Annotated in this window: 15 protein-coding genes; 5 read left to right on the forward strand and 10 right to left on the reverse strand. The window is 65.7% G+C overall.

What is annotated here, in order from left to right; all coding sequences use genetic code 11:
- Positions 1-5: 5 nt before the first annotated feature.
- A complete protein-coding gene (locus QRN51_RS15465; RefSeq protein WP_284990728.1) occupies positions 6-1,091 on the forward strand; it encodes an NAD(P)H-dependent flavin oxidoreductase in 1,086 nt (361 codons plus the stop codon).
- On the opposite strand, the gene cydD is transcribed toward QRN51_RS15465, so the two are convergent.
- Genes cydD through QRN51_RS15480 form a run of 3 tightly spaced genes read right to left on the reverse strand, consistent with a single transcriptional unit; the run spans position 1,063 to position 7,256 of the window.
- Positions 1,063-4,521, reverse strand: a complete 3,459-nt coding sequence (gene cydD / locus QRN51_RS15470; RefSeq protein WP_284990729.1) for a thiol reductant ABC exporter subunit CydD — start codon at positions 4,519-4,521, stop codon at positions 1,063-1,065. The genes QRN51_RS15465 and cydD overlap by 29 nt on opposite strands.
- Positions 4,522-4,524: 3 nt before the next feature.
- Complete coding sequence (cydB, locus tag QRN51_RS15475) at positions 4,525-5,622, reverse strand: cytochrome d ubiquinol oxidase subunit II (RefSeq protein WP_284990730.1); 1,098 nt, start codon at positions 5,620-5,622, stop codon at positions 4,525-4,527.
- 20 nt (positions 5,623-5,642) lie between these two features.
- Entirely contained in the window at positions 5,643-7,256 is a 1,614-nt protein-coding gene (locus QRN51_RS15480; protein ID WP_284990731.1) for a cytochrome ubiquinol oxidase subunit I, read from the reverse strand.
- 276 nt (positions 7,257-7,532) lie between these two features.
- Between QRN51_RS15480 and QRN51_RS15485 the strand changes: the two genes are divergently transcribed.
- Both QRN51_RS15485 and QRN51_RS15490 read left to right on the forward strand, forming a co-directional pair.
- Positions 7,533-7,919 (forward strand): BlaI/MecI/CopY family transcriptional regulator, encoded by a 387-nt coding sequence (locus tag QRN51_RS15485; RefSeq protein ID WP_078105520.1) that lies wholly within the window; start codon positions 7,533-7,535, stop codon positions 7,917-7,919.
- A 6-nt stretch (positions 7,920-7,925) separates the two neighbouring features.
- Entirely contained in the window at positions 7,926-8,918 is a 993-nt protein-coding gene (locus QRN51_RS15490) for a M56 family metallopeptidase (protein ID WP_284990732.1), read from the forward strand.
- Positions 8,919-8,964: 46 nt separating this feature from the next.
- On the opposite strand, the gene QRN51_RS15495 is transcribed toward QRN51_RS15490, so the two are convergent.
- The gene (locus QRN51_RS15495; RefSeq protein ID WP_284990733.1) at positions 8,965-11,073 is read right to left on the reverse strand and encodes a DNA gyrase/topoisomerase IV subunit B; all 2,109 of its coding nucleotides are present in this window, start codon (positions 11,071-11,073) and stop codon (positions 8,965-8,967) included.
- A 222-nt stretch (positions 11,074-11,295) separates the two neighbouring features.
- Here QRN51_RS15495 and QRN51_RS15500 point away from each other — a divergent pair, with 222 nt between their 5' ends.
- Positions 11,296-11,517 carry a DUF7455 domain-containing protein gene (locus tag QRN51_RS15500; protein ID WP_059389114.1) on the forward strand — a complete coding sequence of 74 codons (222 nt, stop codon included), beginning with the start codon at positions 11,296-11,298 and terminating at the stop codon, positions 11,515-11,517.
- A 120-nt stretch (positions 11,518-11,637) separates the two neighbouring features.
- Here the strand turns inward: QRN51_RS15500 and QRN51_RS15505 are convergent, their stop codons facing one another.
- Both QRN51_RS15505 and QRN51_RS15510 read right to left on the reverse strand, forming a co-directional pair.
- Positions 11,638-12,288, reverse strand: coding sequence for an FMN-binding negative transcriptional regulator (locus QRN51_RS15505; RefSeq protein WP_284990734.1), 651 nt, complete (start codon positions 12,286-12,288; stop codon positions 11,638-11,640).
- Positions 12,289-12,340: 52 nt separating this feature from the next.
- Positions 12,341-13,300: a DMT family transporter gene (locus tag QRN51_RS15510; protein WP_284990735.1), complete on the reverse strand. Its 960-nt coding sequence runs from the start codon at positions 13,298-13,300 to the stop codon at positions 12,341-12,343.
- Here QRN51_RS15510 and QRN51_RS15515 point away from each other — a divergent pair.
- The gene (locus QRN51_RS15515; protein WP_284990736.1) at positions 13,299-14,711 is read left to right on the forward strand and encodes an aminotransferase-like domain-containing protein; all 1,413 of its coding nucleotides are present in this window, start codon (positions 13,299-13,301) and stop codon (positions 14,709-14,711) included. The two genes, QRN51_RS15510 and QRN51_RS15515, sit on opposite strands and share 2 nt — an antisense overlap.
- A gap of 88 nt (positions 14,712-14,799) precedes the next feature.
- Here QRN51_RS15515 and QRN51_RS15520 read toward each other — a convergent pair whose 3' ends face one another.
- The 4 genes from QRN51_RS15520 to QRN51_RS15535 all read right to left on the reverse strand — a co-directional run bounded on the left by QRN51_RS15520 (position 14,800) and on the right by QRN51_RS15535 (position 20,065).
- Positions 14,800-16,098 carry an RNA polymerase sigma factor gene (locus QRN51_RS15520; protein WP_059389116.1) on the reverse strand — a complete coding sequence of 433 codons (1,299 nt, stop codon included), beginning with the start codon at positions 16,096-16,098 and terminating at the stop codon, positions 14,800-14,802.
- A gap of 314 nt (positions 16,099-16,412) precedes the next feature.
- The gene (locus QRN51_RS15525; RefSeq protein ID WP_284990737.1) at positions 16,413-17,630 is read right to left on the reverse strand and encodes a DUF4192 domain-containing protein; all 1,218 of its coding nucleotides are present in this window, start codon (positions 17,628-17,630) and stop codon (positions 16,413-16,415) included.
- Between the two features lie 102 nt (positions 17,631-17,732).
- On the reverse strand, positions 17,733-19,091 hold the full coding sequence (locus tag QRN51_RS15530; RefSeq protein ID WP_284990738.1) for an MFS transporter: 1,359 nt from the start codon (positions 19,089-19,091) through the stop codon (positions 17,733-17,735).
- Between the two features lie 35 nt (positions 19,092-19,126).
- On the reverse strand, positions 19,127-20,065 hold the full coding sequence (locus QRN51_RS15535; RefSeq protein WP_284990739.1) for a proteasome assembly chaperone family protein: 939 nt from the start codon (positions 20,063-20,065) through the stop codon (positions 19,127-19,129).
- Positions 20,066-20,221 lie beyond the last annotated feature (156 nt).

The following is a 20,221-nucleotide window of genomic DNA, read 5'->3' on the forward strand; positions in this document are numbered from 1 at the left end:
CCGCGATGTCGTGGAAAGACACGAGGGCAACCCGCCTGTTCACCATTGATCTGCCCATTGTCCTCGGACCATTCGGCGGCCTGTCATCGGTGGAGCTGGCGGCCACAGTCAGCGAAGCCGGCGGGCTGGGTTCGTACGGCCTCTACGGCTACGATGCGGAACGGATTGCGGCCACGGCCCGCGACCTCAGGGAGGCCACCGGGAAACCGTTCGCACTGAATCTTTGGCTCCCCATCGAGGGCGAGGAGCCGCCAACCGCGGACCCCGGTCAGTTCGCCGCCTACGTGGACATCCTCCGGCCGTACTTCGAGCTGGTGGGCGTGGAACCACCCGCGCAACCGGACGCCTACCTGCCCGATCTGCAGGAACAGATCCAAGCGGCCATCGAGGCCCGGCCGGCTGTGCTGAGCTTCGTATTCGGTGTTCCATCGGGGGCCGTCATTGAACAGGCCCGGCGGAACGGCATTGTGGTGGTCGGTACCGCGACCACTGTTGACGAAGCGGTGGCCTTGGATGCCGGCGGCGTGGACGCCATCGTCGCCACGGGGATGGAGGCCGGCGGACACCGGGTTTCCTTCCTGCGCGCCCCGGAGGACTCGCTCGTGGGGACCATGGCCCTGGTGCCCCAGGTGGTGGATGCCGTCTCGGTTCCGGTCATCGCGGCCGGCGGTATCTCGGATGGCCGTGGAGTCGCTGCCGCGTTGGCGCTGGGCGCGGACGCCGTCCAGATCGGTTCGGCCTTCCTGGCCACGCGGCAGTCAGCCATCAGTCCCGCACACCTGGCCGCGATGCGCGGACCCGGCGCCGCCCACACGGTCCTGACCCGTGCCCTCAGCGGCCGTTTGGCTCGCGGCATCCCCAACAGGATCATCGCGGAGCTCGCCGATCCTTCCGTGCATGCCCCGTTCCCGATCCAGAACTGGCTGACCGGCAAGTTCCGGCCCGCCGCGGCGGCACAGGGAATCCCGGGCCTGATGTCGCTGTGGGCAGGCCAATCGACGCCGCTCATCAGGGAGGACGACGCCCGGAAACTCGTGGACAATATCGTCGAGTCTGTGGACGCTACCCTCGGGCGGCTCGGACAAACGTAACTTCGGGCCAGTTCCCGCGCACCAGCTCCGGGAGCGCCGACGGCGAGCCGAGATCAAGCCGGGAATCTCCCCCGTCGATGTCGGCCGGGTGGTGGGTCACCAGGACCACTGTGACGTCCTTCAGCCCGGCGCGCAGCTCCGCCATCATGAGCCGCCCGGCCTCGGCGTCGAGATGGGCGGTCGGCTCGTCCAGGAGCAGCACAGCTGCTCCTGTGAGGAGGGTGCGGGCCATGGCCAGCCGTTGGCGTTCGCCGCCGCTCAAGAACGAACCCGAGGGGCCAATGCGGCTATCGAGACCACCGGGAAGCCCGGAAACCACTCCGGAAAGCCCGACGGCGCCCAAGGCCTTGTACATATCCACTTCGGAAGGCTTGCGGCCGGCCGGGCGGGAGAGCAGCAAATTGCCTCGAATCGTGGAGTCGAAGAGATGGGCCTCCTGGGGACACCACGCGGCCTTCCCGCCGATGTAGGCCCTCCCGGATGATGCGGGCAGGAAGCCAAGCAGCACGGAGAGCAGCGTGGATTTCCCCGAGCCTGAAGGTCCGGTGACCGCGAGCCAGCGTCCGGGCACCGCTTCGGCGCTGAGCCCTCCGAATACAGGCGCGCTGCCGGGCCAGGACGCTTCAAGGCCATCCAGCAGCAGCCCCGAAGAGCCGTCGGGTCGTTCCGGCAGCGTCAGCACACCGCCGTCGACCTCCGGCGTATCGAAGGCACCTGACTGGGCAATCCGCCGCAGTACCGCGGCCAATGCCGGACCCTGCCGCACGGCGGACACTGCCGCCGCGTAGGGTTCCGCGAGGGCCAGCTGGACAAGGACGACGACGGCGAGCACCGCCGGCGCGACCGTTCCGGCCTGCACGGAAGGTGCCGCCAAAATCCCAGCCCCCAGGGCTCCCAGGGTGCAGGCAAGCACGGTCAACCCCTGGCCGATTCCATCAGCCCACGCGGAACGCTGTGCGGCCACCGTGGCCGCGTTGTCCTTCCGGGTCAAGGACGACAGGACTGCTCCGGCGACGCCGTTGGCGCTGAGCTCCGCGCGGGCGTCGAGGGCCGCGGCAACATCGCGCAGAACGAGCGAGCGCAGTTCCTGCTCGGCGCGTGCCGCGTTGCGGTCCGCTGTCAGGGCAAGAACCGGAGCCAGGACCAGCCCAACCACGGCGGTCGCTGCAACCGCCGGCACGGTGGCGGGAACCAGCAGCGCCGAGGCGACCACCGCCGACACCGCGACGGCGAGCGCTGACAGCGGGGGAAGCACGACGCGCGGCAGAACGTCGCGCAGCGTATCGACGTCGTCCACCACAGCTCCAAGGACATTGCCGCCCTGCAGGAGCCGCCGCAAGGACAGCGCCCGGGCGCTGAGAGTTGCCCAGAGCGCGCCCCGGAGCCTCGTCATGGCGGCGAAGACCGTGTCGTGGACGACCAGCCGTTCGGCGTACCTCAGCACCGCCCGGCCTATCCCGAAGAACCGGACGCCCACGATCGCTCCAAGCAAGTACAGGATGGGCGGTTGCTCGCTGGCCCGGATGATGAGCCAGCCGGACAGCCCGGACAGTGCCACGGCAAACAAGGCGGCGAGCGCCGCGAGCAGCACGGCAACGGCGAACTTGTAGCGGACGGGCGCCAGGATCCGTGCGAGGGCCTTGAGCGTGGAGATGGCGGTGCGGGGTTCAATTCCCCCGTCCGGTGTGGTTCCCGGAGTCGCGTCGCCCCGGAGCGGAGGAGGCACGGACACGGCGGATTCCAGGCCCACGGGACCGGAGTGTTCCTGCGCGGCCACGCGGTCGCTCGTCCCGCCGTCGACGCTCACTACGTTGTCCGCCAGCTTCCGGGTCGCGGCGTCGTGGGCCACGAGGATGACAGTCGCGGCCCCCCGCAGCCCCGCGATCGCCGAACGGATGGCGTCCGCGGACGCGGCGTCGAGGTGGGCGGTGGGTTCGTCGAGCAGCAGGACCGTGGCACCGGCGTCGAGGCGCGCCAAGCCGCGGGCCACGGCCACCCGCCGCACTTCGCCAGGGCTCAACTCGGCAGGATGTTTGAACGCGAGGTGCTCCGCGGCGGCCTGCTCCAGGCAACGCATGGCCCTTGCGATATCAGCGTCCGGCGTGGATCCAGGGCCGGACGGCGCGAAGTCCTGGTTGCCGCCGTTCAGGTAAAGGATGATCTCGTCGAGCACCGTGCCGGCGACCATGACGGGATGCTGCGGAACCCAAGCGACCGCTCCGGCTTCCAGTCCGGTGACGGACCCTTCGATGGTTGCCAGTGGACCGTCGCCGATCGTGCCGGCGAGGACACCTACGATGGTGCTCTTGCCGGAACCGCTGCGGCCGTCAAGGGCGGTGATCTGACCAGCCGGAGCCTTGAAGCCGATGGGCCCGACGGCGGCAGCCGTCCTTCCCGCGTACGTCACCGTCAGTCCGGTGACCACGACGCCGGCTGGCGCCCCGCTGCTGGCGGGCGCGCCGTCGTCGTGCCCGTCATTCAGCGGGCGTCCCGCGGGCGACTCCAGCACGGCGTTGGCTGCAGCCAAAGCCTCACGCCCGTCGTCGCTGGCGTGGTGGGCAGTGCCCAGCTCGCGCAGGGGAAGATAGCAATCGGGGGCGAGGATGAGGGCCAGCAGGCCTGCTTCCAGACCCATGTCGCCGGCCACGAGTCGAACCCCGATGAAGACGGCCACGACGGCGACGGAGATGGTGGCTATGAGTTCCAGGGCGAGAGCCGACAGGAAGGCAGTCCGCAGGGTTCCCATGGTGCGCGAGCGGTATTCCTCGGAGAGGTCCTCAAGGGCTGCGCGTTGTTCTCCCGCGCGGCCCAGTCCCACCAGCACCGGAAGTCCCTTGGCCAACTCCAGGATGTGCCCCGAGAGCCTCCGCAGCGTGGATTGGGCTTCGCGCACCCGGTCCTCGGTATGGCGGCCGATCAGGACCATGAAGAGCGGGACCAGCGGCAGGGTCAGCACCACCACCACGGCGCTGACCCAGTCCGCGAAGAGGATCCGTACGCCGAGGAGCAAGGGCAAAGCGGCACAATTGACCAACGCGGGAAGGAACTGGGTGTAGTAGTTGTCCAGTGCATCAAGGCTCCGGGTCGCAAGCACGGCAAGGCCGCCGTCGTTCACGTCGCCGACCCGTCCCGCTGCCCCGGGGCCGAGTGCCCGCCCCAGCAGCCGGGACCGCAGCTCTTCCTTGACCCCGAGGGCCGCGCGGCGCGCCGCGACTCCCTGGCCCCAGACTGTCAGCGAGCGCAGGACGGCGCCGGCGGCGCCCCAAAGGAGTCCTTCGCGCCACCCCAAGCCGCCTGCCGCAAGTCCGGACAGCATCCCCGCGATGGCCTGCGCAATCAGTACCAGGGACAAGGCCTTGAGTGAGGACAGCAGGCCAAGGAAATACAAAGCCGATCGGGTGGCGGGTCCGGCAGGCAGCTGGGGCTTCATCCGCTACTCGCCGGCGTCGTGGGGTGAGTGTTTGGCGGCTGGTCCGCCCGGCGCCGCATGGCCCACCAGCACCTTTGCCGCGATGGCGGGGAGGAAACCATGTGCGGGGGGAATATGTGCAGCGCTCACGCGGCGGCGGAACACCCAATAGGTCCAGGCCTGGTAGGCGATGACGAGGGGCAAGCCGACGGCAGCCACGATGCTCATCAGCCCCAGGGTGTAGGCGGAGGACGAGGCGTTGGAAATGGTGAGGTTGAAGGCAGGGTTCAAGGTGGACGGGATGACCACGGGGAACGCCGCGCCGAAGATGGACGCAGTGGCGCACACCAGGAACGCACCCAGGGCTCCGAAAGCCTTGCCCTCAGCGCCGCGGCGGGCAAGGACCCAGGCGCCTGCCGCTGCGAGGACTCCGAGGGCCACCAGGATCCACGTCAACGGCTTGCCGCTGAGCAGCTGCACGGCGACCATCCATGCCAGCAGCGGCAGCAATGCGAGCGGGGCGAGCCGCACAAACCAGCGGCGCGCCCGGTGGCGCACTGCGCCGTCGGTCTTCAGTGCCAGGAACGCGAGCGCATGCACCAGGGCGAACGCGACCACGGCGAATCCGCCCAGCACCGCGTATCCGCTGAACCAGGCAAAGGGGCCGCCCTGGCGGTCGCCGTTCGAGTCGATCGGCAGCCCGGTGGTGGTCAGCGCGAGGGCAGCGCCGATGCCGAACGCGGCCGTGAACGAGCCCAAGGCGATCGCCCAGTCCCAGACGGACCGCCAGCGCGCGGTGTCCACTTTGCCCCGGTACTCGAAGGCCACAGCCCGGAAGATCAGGGCCACCAGGACAATGAGCAGCGGCAAGTAGAGCGCCGAAAACAACGAGGCATACCACAGCGGGAAAGCCGCGAAGGTGGCACCGGCCGCGGTCAGCAGCCACACTTCGTTCCCGTCCCACACCGGGCCGATCGTGTTCAGCAGCACCCGGCGGTCGGTGTTGTTCCGGGCGAAGAGCTTCATGAGCATTCCGACGCCGAGGTCGAAGCCCTCCAGGAAGAGGTAACCCGTCCACAGCACGGCGATGGCCACGAACCAGACGGTAGGCAACAGTTCCATTCGAAAGATCCCTTTGCTTCCTAGTAGGCGAATGCCAGGACGTCGTCGCTGTCACCGGGCTGGCCCGGAGCACCCGGCGTCCCGCCGTCGTCGTCCTTCTTTTCTTTCTTTTCGCTGCTGCGAGCCTCAGCGAGCTCCGGCATCGCGGACACCACTCCGCCCCGGGCGTATTTGACCAGCAGCCGGACCTCGACCACCAGCAGGACCGCGTAGATGGAGGCCAACACGACCAGCGAGGTGATGAGCTCGGCGGCGGAGACGCCGGGTGAGACGGCCGCGGCCGTGAACATGAACACTTGGTCGACGCCGCTGGCGTCCGGATTGGGCGCGACGACGAACGGCTGCCGGCCCATTTCGGTGAAGATCCAACCGGCGGCGTTGGCGCCGAAAGGAGCGAGGATGCCGAAGACCGCCAGGCGCATGATCCAGCGGGATTGCGGGACCATGCCCTTGCGGGTCACCCACAGGGCGAGCAACGAGGCAAAGGCAGCGATCCCGCCGAAGCCGATCATCATGCGGAAGCCCCAGTAGGTCACTTCCATGACGGGTACGTACTGGATGTCTTGGCCTGCCCGATCGCCGTACAGGGGATTGTCCGGCAGGTGGGTGCCGTACTTGGCCTTGTATTCGTCAAGGAGGCTGTTGACGCCCTTCACTTCGGTGTTGAAATCACCCTTGGCCAGGAAGGAAAGGATGCCGGGGACCTCGATCACGGCCACAATGTCGTTGCAGCTCTTGGACCCGAGGTTGCCCACGCTCAGCACGGAGAATCCGGTGCCGTCGTGGCAGGCGGCCTCGGCCGCGGCCATCTTCATGGGCTGTTGTTCGAACATCAGCTTGCCTTGCAAGTCGCCCGTGAATGCGGTGCCGGCGAACGAGATCATGGCGACGACGGCGCCGATCCGCAGGGAGGTGATCCACACCTTGTAGTCGGCCTTGTCCCGTCCGGGAATGACGGCTTCGCCTGCTACGGCCCGGCCATCGGCTCCTACGGTGTCAATGCCATCGTGGCGGCGGCGCCAGAGGTGGTACCAGGCGATGCCCAGGAGGAACGCACCGGCGACGGCCAGCGCGCCGAAGAGCGTGTGGGGTACGGCCACCATGGCGGTGTTGTTGGTGAAGACCGCCCAGGCGTCGGTCATGACGGGACGCCCGTTGACCATCGTGACGCCGACGGGATGCTGCATCCAGGAGTTGGCCACGATGATGAAATAGGCCGAGAAGACCGAGCCGATCACGGCGATCCAGAGGCACGCGAGGTGGATGCCGCGCTTGAGTTGCTTCCAGCCGAAGATCCAGAGTCCCAGGAAGGTCGATTCCACGAAGAACGCCAGAAGCGCTTCCAAGGCCAGGGGCGCACCGAACACGTCGCCGACGAACCGGCTGTATTCGCTCCACGCCATGCCGAATTGGAATTCCTGCACGATGCCCGTGGCCACGCCCATGATGAAGTTGATGAGGAAGAGCTTGCCCCAGAACTTGGTCATCCGCAGGTATTCCACCTTGCCGGTGCGATACCAGAGGGTCTGGATGACGGCCACCACGAGGCCCAGCCCGATGGTCAACGGCACCATCATGAAGTGGTAGACCGTGGTGATTCCAAATTGCCAGCGTGCGATTTCCAAGGCGTCCATGGCTGTCCTTATTGTTCCGCCGCCCTCTGGCGGCGTCCATTTTCTACGTTGCGTAGAACCGACTTCTTCTACACAGTGTAGAACAAACCCCTGCGATGTGCTCACCACTCTTCCAGCGGTGTCACAGTGCCGCAAGGACACGCCGCGCCGCATGTTCTACCTCACGTAGAATCGCCGCCCGAAAAGCGGTAGATTGAGGGAGGAATGTTGGATCGTCGCACTTCCATGCAGCCCGCGAAAACGGGCAAGGCAAGTGCGGAAAGTAGGGATGCGTTGATGGCAAGTCTTGGCGAACTGGAACGGGCGGTCATGGATCTCCTTTGGGCGGGCCAGGAGGCTGCGACAGCCAACAAACTCCGTGATCTGCTGGCGCAGGATTCCGCCGCCACGGATGGTATTGCAGGACACCAGGGCAAGGACCTCGCAGTCACCACGGTGCTGACGGTCTTGTCCCGCCTCGAGAAGAAAGGCCTCGTGGAGCGCGAACGCGGCACCCGCCCGCACCGCTACCAGGCTGTTTCGAGCCGCGCGGACCACACGGCGGACCTCATGCACGAGGCCCTCGGCTCCGCCCCGGACCGCGAAGCCGTGCTGGCCCGGTTCATCGGTTCCGTAAGCGAAAGTGAAGCCGCCACGCTGCGCAAGCTGCTCGGCAAAAACTAAGCCCCCATGTTCTGGACCTCATATTTTCTGGCGGTCCTTGCTTTGGTGCTGGCCTGGCCGGTTCCTGTCCTTTTGTCGCGCGCCGAATGGCCGTCACGCGCACCCTTCATGGCAATGGTCCTCTGGCAGGCCATCGCACTCGCCGGTGGCCTCTCCATGATCGGCGCCATGCTCGTCTATGGGCTCGAGCCCATCGGCGACAACCTCATTGCGGGCCTGCGTTCCCTGGCCGGCATGGTGCTCCACAACGAGCCCACCACGGCACTGGGCTTCTGGCACTTGTTCGCTTTGTCCGCCGCGGCACTGTTGAGCGCCCATCTCGTATTCACCTTGCTGCTCACCTACGTCAAGATCGAGCGGCAGCGGCGGAGGCACCGCGAACTCCTCGCACTCCTGGCCTCACCGTCCGACGACGGCCCCGGCACCGTGGTCATCAACCACGACTCCCCCGTTGCGTACTGCCTGCCCGGCGGCGCACGGTCGGTGACCGTCCTGTCCGACGGCCTGATGGCTGCCCTCGAGCCTGCCGAGCTCCGGGCCGTCCTCATCCACGAGAATGCCCACCTCTCGCAACGCCATGACCTTCTCTTGTGGGCCTTCGCGGCGTGGCGCCAGGCACTCCCCTGGTTCCCCACCACGCGGCTCGCCCAGGTTGCGGTCAACTCCCTGATCGAAATGCTCGCCGATGACGTGGCCCTGCGCACCGAAAGCAAAGGAACACTCATCAAGGCGATCGCGATCGTGGCCAGCGGTTCCGCCCGTCCCGTGGAGCAATTCGCCCCGCCCGGAACAAGCAGCGACGACGCTTCCCCCGAAGGCAGCACCTTGAGCGGCACCGGCGGTGCCGATTCACCCCGTACGACGGCGTCGCGCGTCAGCCGGCTGCTCTCACCCAGGCCACCGCTTCCGGCAGCCCAGCGCGCCCTGGTCCTCGCGGCGTCGGCCATGTTGCTCGCTGTACCGACAGGCTTGCTGATTGTCCCGGGTTTGCTGGGCTGAACCGGATTGGACTGAGCAGGCTGCCGGGCTACGCAGGCCCACCGGATCAGGCGTCGATGCGTTCCCGGTCCAGGTCCGCTGCGCCGGCAATAATGAAGTCCTTGCGCGGGGCGACATCCGATCCCATGAGTAGGTCGAAGGTGTCCTCCGCCATCTTCGCGTTCTCGATCCCCACTTTGCGGAGGGTGCGGTGGCGCGGATCCATCGTGGTCTCGGCGAGCTGTTCGGCGTCCATTTCGCCGAGGCCCTTGTAGCGCTGGATCGGCTCCTTGTAGCGCTTGCCCTCCTTGGCGAGCCTGGCCAGCAGGACGTGTAGTTCGGCCTCCGAGTACGTATAGATCATCTCGTTGGCCTTCTGGCCGGCGTTGATGACTTCCACACGGTGCAGCGGCGGGACGGCCGCATATACCCGGCCCTCGTCGATCATCGGACGCATGTACCGGAAGAACAAGGTGAGCAGCAGCGTACGAATGTGCGCGCCGTCGACGTCTGCATCGGTCATCAGGATCACCTTGCCGTAGCGGGCGGCGTCGATGTCGAAGCTGCGGCCCGAGCCGGCACCCACCACCTGGATGAGGGCTGCGCACTCCGCGTTGGAGAGCATGTCACCCACCGAGGCTTTCTGCACGTTCAGGATCTTGCCACGGATCGGCAACAGCGCTTGGAAGTCCGAGGACCGCGCCAGCTTTGCGGTGCCCAGGGCGGAGTCACCTTCCACGATGAACAGCTCAGAGCGTCCGACGTCGTCCGTGCGGCAATCTGCCAGCTTGGTGGGCATCGACGACGTTTCCAGCGCATTCTTCCGGCGCTGCGTTTCCTTGTGGACGCGGGCCGAGATACGGGACTTCATTTCGCTGACGATTTTCTCGAGCAGCAGGGCGGACTGGGCCTTGTCGTTGCGGTTCGCCGAGTTCAGGCGCGCGGTGATCTCATCCTCGACCACCTTGGCAACAATCGCCCTGACAGCCGATGTCCCCAGGATTTCCTTGGTCTGGCCCTCGAATTGCGGCTCGGCCAAGCGGACCGTCAGCACTGCCGTGAGGCCAGCCAGGACGTCGTCTTTTTCAATCTTGTCGTTGCCCGCTTTGAGCTTGCGTGCGTTCGTTTCGACGGCCTTGCGGAACGTCTTCAGGAGTGCCTGCTCAAAGCCGGCCTGGTGCGTGCCACCCTTGGGCGTGGCGATGATGTTGACGAAGCTCCGCATAGTGGTTTCGTAGCCGATCCCCCAGCGCAGCGCGATGTCCACTTCACAGTCGCGTTCCACTTCAGCGATCTTGCTGTGCCCGTTTTCGTCAAGGACCGGAACGGTTTCCTTGAACTTGCCCGCACCATGGAGCCGCCAAATATCCGTGACGCCCGAATCCGCGGCGAGGAAGTCGACGAATTCGGAAATGCCGCCGTCGTGGTGGAAGACCTCCTGGTGCGGGCCGCTCTCGCCGGGGGTGCCGGGGAGCCGGCGCTCGTCCCGGACAGTGAGCTTGAGGCCCGGAACGAGGAAAGACGTTTGACGGGCGCGCGCGGCCAAGTCCTCGTAGGCGAACTTCGCGTCCGGGGTGAAGATCTGCCGGTCTGCCCAGTAGCGGATGCGGGTACCGGTGACGCCGCGCTTGGCCTTGCCGACGACGTCGAGCACCGAGTTCTCGACGAACGGTTCGAAGACCGACGTCGGGCTGAGCTTCGAGCCGGTGTCCTTGAACCGTCCGGGCTCGCCCCGGCGGAAGGACATCTGGTAGGTCTTGCCGCCGCGGTCCACCTGCACGTCCAGACGGGCGGAGAGCGCGTTCACTACCGACGCGCCAACGCCGTGCAGACCGCCGGACGCCGTGTAGGAGCCACCGCCGAACTTTCCGCCTGCGTGAAGTTTGGTGAAGACAACTTCGACGCCGGTGAGCCCGGTCTTGGGTTCCAGGTCCACGGGGATGCCGCGGCCGTCGTCGTGGATTTCCACCGAATTGTCCGCATGGAGGATGATCTGGATGTCGTGTCCGAAGCCTGCCAGCGCCTCGTCCACGGAGTTGTCGATGATCTCCCACAGACAGTGCATGAGGCCGCGGGAGTCGGTGGAGCCGATGTACATGCCCGGACGTTTGCGGACCGCCTCCAGTCCTTCCAAAACTGAAAGGTGCCGGGCGTTGTATTCAGAACTCGGTGCCACGGGCGGGGCGCTCCTTCGGGGGTGTAACAGAGGCAAAAAACACTCCTCCTAGGCTAGCTGCCCCGGAGCCCGGACGAGAGCTGCCACTCCCAATCGTGCTGGACGCCACTTCCCGGTGTTACGCACATGTGATACGCGGACAGCGAACGTGACCCATCCTTGCCATGGTTTTGCTTCGAATGCTGGTTATATGGATACACAGAACTACTAAGGAGGCCGAACATGACAACAGCAGTTGCAGACCGCACACTCAATGCACTCGACCGGTGCGACCGTTGCGGGGCCCAGGCATATGTCCGCGTTGTACTCGAGTCCTCCGGCGGTGAGCTGCTCTTCTGCGGCCACCACGCACGTGCAGTAGAGGCCACGCTGCGGCCGATGACTTCGGACTGGCATGACGAGACGGCGCGCCTTCAGGAGAAGGAACCCGTCCTCGCCGACTAGCCCCAATGGCTGGCCCCCGCGGCCACCTGGCTGACAAAACTTCATAGAGACAGCGGCCCCCTCCGGACGGAGGGGGCCGCTTCGTTAACCGGGGTCTCCCGGCCCAGGCCGCAACGTTGCCTAGGCGCTGCCCGCGTCCCGGTGCGTCCTATCCTGCCTGGCCCTGGCCACGTCGGCAGCGATCTCCTGGTGCCCTTGGGCGCCAAGGCCGGCCACGACCCCAATAATGTCTTTATCGGGCCGGTTCTGGCTCAGTTTTGCCTTCGCCTCGATACGGCTGATCACCAGCTCGATGCCGACGATCGCACGCAACTGGCCGGAGACGTAGCGCTCCGGGGCGTCATCCACGGACCACGGCCGCTCGGAACGGGCTTCATTGAGCCCGGTCAGCTGCCTGACATGATTCCCGAGCCACTCGGCGTCGTCATGGACGGCAAGCCTGCCGTAAACGTGGGCCGTGGAGTAGTTCCACGTCGGGACGACGCGTCCGTGCTCTTCCTTCGATGCATACCAGGTAGGCGAGATGTAGGCGTCCGCGCCCTGGATGATGACGAGTGATTCCCCGATCGAGGGCTCGGACCATTGCGGGTTGGTTCGGGCGAGGTGTCCGTGGAGCGCGCCGTGTTCGCCGATCGAGGGCTCGTAGATGAGCGGCAGGAAAGTCGCGAGCATGCCCTGTGATGTCATGGTGACCAGATTGGCTGCACCTGGCCGTGTCAGGAGGTCCTGGATCACGTCAGGACCGGCCTCGAAGTGCGCTGGGATGTACATGGGTTCTATTCTTCCTTTTCTGTGGCGGGTGGTCTCGGTGTTCTATTGGTCTTCAGCGGCCTTGGTCGGCGGGCTGCGGATTGAGGCGGACCCGGACCGCGATGCCGGCGCAAGCGATGACGGCCAGCCCGCCGACGATCGTGGTCCAGCCCAGGGATTCGCCCAGCAACAGCCCTGCCCAGCAAATGCTCAGCACGGGCTGGATGAGTTGTACCTGGCTGACCTTGGCCATGGGCCCGACGGCGAGGCCCCGGTACCAGGCGACGAAGCCGAAGAACATGCTGACGACTCCGAGGTATGCAAAAGCGGCCCATTGGACCGGTGAGGCTGACGGCGGCTGCTGGGACACGGAGAGTGCTGTCAGGCCGGCCATCAACGGCAGGGCCAGGACGAGCGCCCAGGATACGGTCTGCCATGCGCCGAGTTCGCGGGCGAGCAGGCCACCTTCCGCGTAACCGATGGCCGCGGAAACGACGGCGCCGAGGAGGAGCACGTCTGCCCAGTTGAGTTGCCCGAACCCACCGGACTGCGCTGGGTTACCGGCCTGCGATAGGGCAAATCCGATGGCCGCAACGGCCCCTACGGCCGTGACCAGCCAGAAGGCTGCCGGAGGATGCTCACGCCCGCGGAGCACCGCGGCGGTTGCCGTCGCAGCAGGCAGCAGGGCGATGACGACAGCGCCGTGGCTGGCCGGCGCCGTCGTAAGCGCGAATGAGGTGAGTAGCGGAAAGCCGACAACAATCCCGGCGGCGACCACCGCGAGCCGTGCCCATTGTTTGCCTCGCGGAAGGCGCTGCCTGGTGAGCACGAGGGCGGATGCCGCGAGTATCGCTGCGACGACGGCACGGCCGGAGCCGATGAACAGCGGCGACAGGCCACCCACCGCCACTCGGGTGAAGGGAACAGTGAAGGAAAACGCCGCTACTCCGAGGAGGCCCCACCAGAGGCCCGTTATCGAGCGGGACGGTATCACTTCTCGAATAAGTGTAGTAGCGCTACTATTGTATTTCATGAACAACGATAGCAGTTCCAGGATTGCGATGCGACTGCGGGAATGGATCACCGGGGCCGCTCCGGGATCCCGGCTGCCGTCCACGCGGTCACTGGTTGCCGAGTACCAGGCCAGCCCTGTGACGGTGCAGAAGGCCTTGCAGACGCTCACTTCGCAGGGCTTGATCGAGAGACGGCCCGGCGTCGGGACCTTCGTCCGGGCCGTCCGGACAGCGCGCCCCTCGGACTACGGCTGGCAAACCGCAGCGTTGCGTGCGCCGCAGGCGCCTTCCCGCTCAGCCTCCACCACGATGCGCGACACCTCGAACGCCACTATTGCCTTCCACTCCGGATACCCGGACCGGGAACTCCTGCCGGAACGGCTTGTCCGGGCCGCTCTCGCCCGCGTGGCCCGCGGCGACGCGGCCCTGTCCCGACCTCCGGCGCCGGGACTTCCCGAATTGCAGTCCTGGTTCGCGCACGAACTCGGCACCGCGACGCCGGCAGGACTCACCCCGCCGACACCGAGCGACGTCATCGTCCTGCCGGGAAGCCAAGGCGGCCTCAGCTCCATCTTCACGGCATTGGTGGGCCACGGGCAGCCACTGCTCATGGAATCCCCGAGCTACTGGGGAGCCATCCTCGCCGCGACCCAAGCCGGAGTCCGCATCGTCCCGGTGCCCAGCGGAGCCGAGGGGCCCGAGCCCGAAGAATTGGCCAGGGCCTTTGAGGAGACGGGCGCCCGGTTGTTCTACGCCCAACCGAACTATGCCAACCCCACCGGTGCGCAGTGGTCCGCCCGCCGGGGGGAAGAAGTCCTGGATGTTGTCCGGGAGTACGGCGCCTTCCTCGTCGAGGACGACTGGGCCCACGACTTCGGCATTACGTCGACGCCGGTACCCATCGCCGCACGTGACGATTCGGGCCATGTGGTCTACTTGCGCTCCCTCACGAAAAGCGTTTCACCCGCCATCCGCGTTGCCGCGGTCATTGCTCGCGGCCCGGCCCGCGAACGCATCCTTGCGGACCGGGCAGCCGAGTCGATGTACGTCAGCGGGCTCCTCCAGGCTGCGGCACTCGATGTGGTCACGCAGCCGGCCTGGCAGACGCATCTGCGCAGCCTCCGCCATCAGCTTCAGTCGCGCCGCGACCTCCTTGTCACGAGCCTGCGTGAGCACGCCTCCCAGGCCCATCTCAGCCTCATCCCCAAGGGAGGGCTGAATCTCTGGGCACGCCTGCCGGACGGCACGGACCTCGAGGGGCTGACCCGTGACTGCGAGAGTGCCGGGGTGATGATCGCGGTCGGTACTGAGTGGTTCCCCGCCGAACCGGCGGGACCGTTCATCCGGCTCAACTATGCGGGACCCAACCCTTCGGCGTTCCCGGAAGGTGCCCGCATCCTTGGCCAAGCGCTCGAACGGAACAGCCCTTAGATACAGCCGCTGATGCAAAAGTGGACCCCCGGGAATCCGGGGGTCCACTTTTGACGGGGGTGCCGGCTAAGGCATGGCGTCCGTTGCTTTAGTCAAGGTAGTCGCGCAGAACCTGCGACCGCGAGGGGTGGCGCAGCTTTGACATCGTCTTCGATTCGATCTGACGGATGCGTTCGCGGGTGACTCCATAGACCTTGCCGATTTCGTCTAAAGTCTTCGGCTGGCCGTCGGTAAGGCCGAAGCGCATCGCGACGACGCCTGCTTCCCGCTCGGACAGGGTATCGAGCACTGAGTGCAACTGCTCCTGGAGGAGGGTGAAGCTTACGGCGTCCGCAGGCACAACTGCTTCGGAGTCCTCGATGAGGTCGCCGAATTCGGAATCGCCGTCCTCGCCCAGCGGAGTGTGCAGCGAGATGGGCTCGCGGCCGTACTTCTGGACTTCAACGACCTTCTCGGGAGTCATGTCCAGCTCGAGGGCAAGTTCCTCAGGCGTAGGTTCGCGCCCAAGGTCCTGCAGCATCTGGCGCTGGACGCGTGCCAGCTTGTTGATGACTTCCACCATGTGCACCGGGATGCGGATGGTACGGGCCTGGTCCGCCATGGCGCGGGTGATGGCCTGACGGATCCACCAAGTGGCGTAGGTGGAGAACTTGAAGCCCTTGGTGTAGTCGAACTTCTCCACTGCACGGATCAGGCCCAGGTTGCCTTCCTGGATGAGGTCCAGGAAGAGCATGCCGCGCCCTGTGTAGCGCTTGGCCAGCGAGACCACGAGGCGCAGGTTGGCTTCGAGGAGGTGGTTCTTGGCCCTCTTGCCGTCGTGGATGATGAACTCGAGTTCACGCTTCAGCTTCGGGTCCATGGAGCCGTCGTCGGCGTTGATCTTCTCTTCTGCGAAGAGACCCGCTTCAATGCGGAGCGCAAGGTCGACTTCCTGCTCCGCGTTCAGCAGGGCAACCTTGCCGATCTGCTTCAGGTAGTCCTTGACGGGGTCGGCCGTGGCACCGGCTGACATGACCTGCTGGACAGGCGCGTCATCGTCATCGGCATCCGAGTAAACAAAGCCGGAGCCGGTGGTCGCGGGCTTCTTGCCCTCTTCGCCTTCTTCGACTTCCTCCGTGAGCTCTGCTTCGTCGGGAACGACGGCGTCAAAATCCTCGGCTTCTTCTTCGGAGTCCTCGTCGGCGCCGGCGGACTTGTTGGCTGCTTCGGCAGCGGCCTTGGCGCCGGGCTTGGGCCCGCGCTTCTTGGGTGCCGGCTTGTCTGCGCCTGCAGTCGAAGCATTGGCAGCACGCGTTGCCGCACGCTTCGCAGCTGTAGCCGCCTTCTTTTCTTCGGCGGACAGTTCGGCCAGGGCGGCGGGTTCCTTCTCGGCGGAAGACGGGGTCACAGAAAACCTTTCTAGCGGCGGTCTGTGGAATCACCATGGGGGCAACACCACTATGACCCTGTCAAGTCCGTGATCAACATCAAGTGCCATCGCCGACCGCAGAGTCTTTAGGTAAAACTCCCGACGGCGCCTTAATGTTCCCTAGAGTTCAGGGGACGTTAACGGCACTTGAAACACGGACCCAACCGGGTCTCGGCAACCATTGTCTCACGGTTTTGAGTTCCGGGGGTCGATATCCGCTACCGGGCAGACAATTACGTGCCGCACGGATTTCACTCAATGTGACGCTCCTGGAGTCACCCCGGGGCTTGGAGTCATGCCACCGCACCACCGAACTTCCGCCACGCGGACGACTTGCTTTTGGCCCAGCCGCAGACTGTTCCGCGCCTCACTACCTCGGCGAGCAACTCCGCGAGTCGATAGCCCCGTTGTTCAGCGTCAGCCTGGGACAGGAGCTCGCGGGCGAACGAACCGCTCCCCCGGCACCACTGAATCCACCCCCGGATCGTAAGCGTTGCAGCGCGCGCCTCCCCACCACTGCGCCGGGAGAGCATCGCCAGAACCCCGTCCAGGCTCGTCAACCGTCTCCAGTCGGGGTTCTCCGGGTAGAGGCCCAGGAGCACGTCTCCATAGCGCAAGACGCTGACATCCGTGGCCGGAGTCCGCTTGCCCGCTGCTGGTGGAGGGGGACAGAGACCGGGCGGAACGACCAAGGAACCCTGTTCATCGTCGTCTTGGTCAAAGAAGCCGAAGGCCTCCGCACCGCCACAAGCGACGGTTTTCCCGGCAGCCGCTAGGACCACCACGGCGTCGCGCCAGGCGGAGACCCGCAGGCTTGCCCGGAGGAACGCCGCAGCCTCGCCGTCGAACTCCGCTGGGCGGCCGGAATCGAGGACCCCGCTCCACACATCCAGCATTTCTTCGAATGCCTTCCTGCTCCGCCATAGCCGGAGCAATTCCCCAAGCGTGGCGTCTTCCGTGCGCATGAATTCCGGATCACGGACGGGCTCGTCCTCAGGCCCCAACAACAGTGGCGATTCCAAGACGTTGCTCCCTCTGAACACCATTTCCGCGTTGAGCCGGCTATCCAGGATCTGGTCTACGGGACGGCCGGGAAGGGGACAGCACTCCACATCGTTGCAGAATGCGCTTCGCCAGTAGTCGGAACCAATGAACCATGCATCCCGCAACACCAAGCCCCGATGATCCAGGACGCGTACCAGGGCTTCCAGCAGCGGCAGGCCGTGCGGCACGGCGCCGCCGGCGTCCCAACCGTCGTCGCTGAAGAATGCCAAGAGCACGCCGTCGGCGTCATGGTCCGCTTCCAGATACTCACCGATCCTCCGTGAGTACGCGGCAAGCCCGCGGTCGGATCTCTCGCCCGGAAGGTCCACGCGGAGTGTGGCGCCAAGTGTCTGCCCCCGCAGCGTGATGGCAACGAGGCTCTCCTTTGGCCAGAGCCCCAAGGCGTGGGGAATGAAGCCGAGGATGTCCTCGGGCCGGAAGACGGTCACGCGGTTGTCTGCTGTCATGAATCCAGCATCGGCATCAATGGCGGGCCACGGCAGGCCTCAATTGCCCTATGTGGACAAAGGTGTCCGTCGACCCCTGTGGAGGAACACCGCGAAAACAGGCTACGGCGTGGAACTCCGCTGCTTCGCGAGACGTTCGCGGCGCAATTCCACGCGGCGCCGGCGCTGGTTCGCCAACGACACGAGGAGCGGCGGGACGTGGACGCCTTGGGCGGCCATCTGACGGCGCACCTTGCGACGGGTCATGAGGATCAACACCGTGCCCACGAGAAGGAACAGGAACTGCACGCTCAATGCGATGCGGAAGGACGCCAGGCCGTACAGCTCCCCGCCCGAGAAACCACTCGTGTGGAGAATGTCGAGGATGAGCCCAACCAGGTAGATCGTCAGGAGCGCGGCAACGAAGCCGCCCACATTGACGATGCCCGTGGCGGTACCAATCCTGTGGGAAGGATTGAATGTCCGGGCAAAATCAAAGCCGATCATGGACCCGGGTCCGCCGATCGCCAGGGCAATCACGAGCAATGCAAGCAACCACAGGGGCGCCCTGCTGGGCAACAGCAGGACAGCAGCCCAGGCAAGTGCCGTAGCCGCCGTGATCAGTAGCACCATGGCCGAGCGCCGCATCGGGTGCCTGGCCACGAAGGTTCCGAACAGAGGGCCCACGAGAATGCTGGTGACGACGAACAGTCCCATCAGGGCGGACACAGTGGCCGGGTTCAGGCCCTGCGCCGAGACCAGGAACGGGTAGCCCCAGGACATGGCGAAGACGTTGCCGCTGAACTGGACAGTGAAGTGGCACCAGAGTCCCAGGCGCGTGCCGGGCTGCTTCCAGGCACGCGCGAGGGTCACGCCCGTGGCGCGCAGCCCCTGCGCGTTCTCCCTGGGCGGGTGGCCCGGCGGAACGTCCCTGAGCAAGGCAAGGACAAGGACGACGGCGAGCGCGGACAACGAGCTCAACGCCAGGAAAGCCGTGTTCCAGCCTGCCGAATGAAGGACGAGGGCGAAGGGCACCACACTGATGAGCTGGCCGAGCTGGCCCGACATTCCCGTCAGCTGGGTGACGAGCGGAACCCTCGCCGGCGCGAACCAGATCGGCACGAGGCGGATCACGGAGACGAAGGTCATGGCGTCCCCGGCGCCGACCAGGACCCTGCCGAGCACTCCAGCCGGAACAGCGTCGGCATATGCCAGCTGGAGTTGACCGAGGCCCATGAGTACGGCACCGCTGGCGATCATGGCGCGCGAGCCGAAGCGGTCAACCAGGAGCCCAACCGGTATTTGGAGGCCTGCGTAGACCAGCAGCTGAAGCACGGTGAAGAAGGAGATGGCCGCTGCGCTGGCATGGAACCGTTCGGTAGCCTCCAGCCCGGACACGCCAAAGGATGTGCGCTGGGCCACTGCCACAAGGTAGGCAAGCACCCCGATCGTCCAAATGAGCCAGGCGCGGGGTGCGTTCACCCTTCCATTATGCCCGGGGCCGCATTAAAGCTGCTTTATGGGCGCGCATCTTTACGTGCGAGATACGCCTCAACCGCCGCGCCCAGATCCTCGGCGTTGGGCAATTCGTCGTTCTCGTCGGCCAGCAGGGAACGGCGGACCGTTCCCTCGGCCTTGTCGTCATAGCGGGACTCCAGCTTGGAAACGACCTGCTGGACGTCCTCGGATGCTTCCACTTGTTCGGCGATCTGCCTGCCCACTTCCCTGCCGGCCTCGCGAAGGCGGTCCGTCGGCAGCATCAGGGACGTGGCTGCACCGAGGTATTCGAGTCCCGCCACCGCTGCCGGCGGGTACTCGGCATCCGCAAGGTAGTGCGGGACGTGGATGACATACCCGGCCACTTTCCGCCCGGCTTCGGCCAGCCGCAACTCGAGGATGTGGCCAATGGCCGCAGGAACCTCGACCGTCGGCTTCCACGTGGAAATGCCCTCGATGAGTTCCGGACGGTTGCCGTGCACCGTGACACCAACCGGCCGGGTGTGCGGAACCGGCATAGGGATGGAGTGGATCCAGGTCACCAGGTTGACGTCCAGTTTTTCCACGATCCCAACGACGGCGCGCGCGAAACGCTCCCACTGGAGGTCCGGTTCAAAACCGGCAAGCAACAGGAACGGCTCGCCCAAGCCGTCATTCAGCTTGTAAAGCGCCAATTGAGGGGCTTTGTAGTCTTCCAGATGGTCTTCGACAAAGCTGATGTGGGGACGGCGCGTGCGGTAGTCGATGAGCTGGTCGGCGTCGAACACAGCCACCGTTTCGACTTCGAGCGTATCCAGCAGTTCCCGGTTGATCTGCTGGACCACGTGCCCGGCGTCAGCGAATCCCGTGAAGCCCATCAGCATGTTGAGGCCCCTGGTGTCCGGGCTGTGGAAGAGCTCGATGTTGCTCGCGTAGAGCGACTCAGGGTCAAGGAGTGAGCCGGAAATCCGTTCAAACACGGCATGTTCCTTTCGCAGTTTCAAGTTCATTGGAGGAGCAGGCGGCTGCACGCCGCAGTGGATGCCTTGGCGGCCGGCCACGCTCCATGTATTGGTACAACGCCCCGGACGAGCCGCGCATTCCTGTCGGCCAATGTGCCGCAACTCTCATTTAAT

The sequence above is a fragment of the Arthrobacter sp. efr-133-TYG-120 genome (assembly GCF_030209785.1).
Taxonomy (GTDB): domain Bacteria; phylum Actinomycetota; class Actinomycetes; order Actinomycetales; family Micrococcaceae; genus Arthrobacter.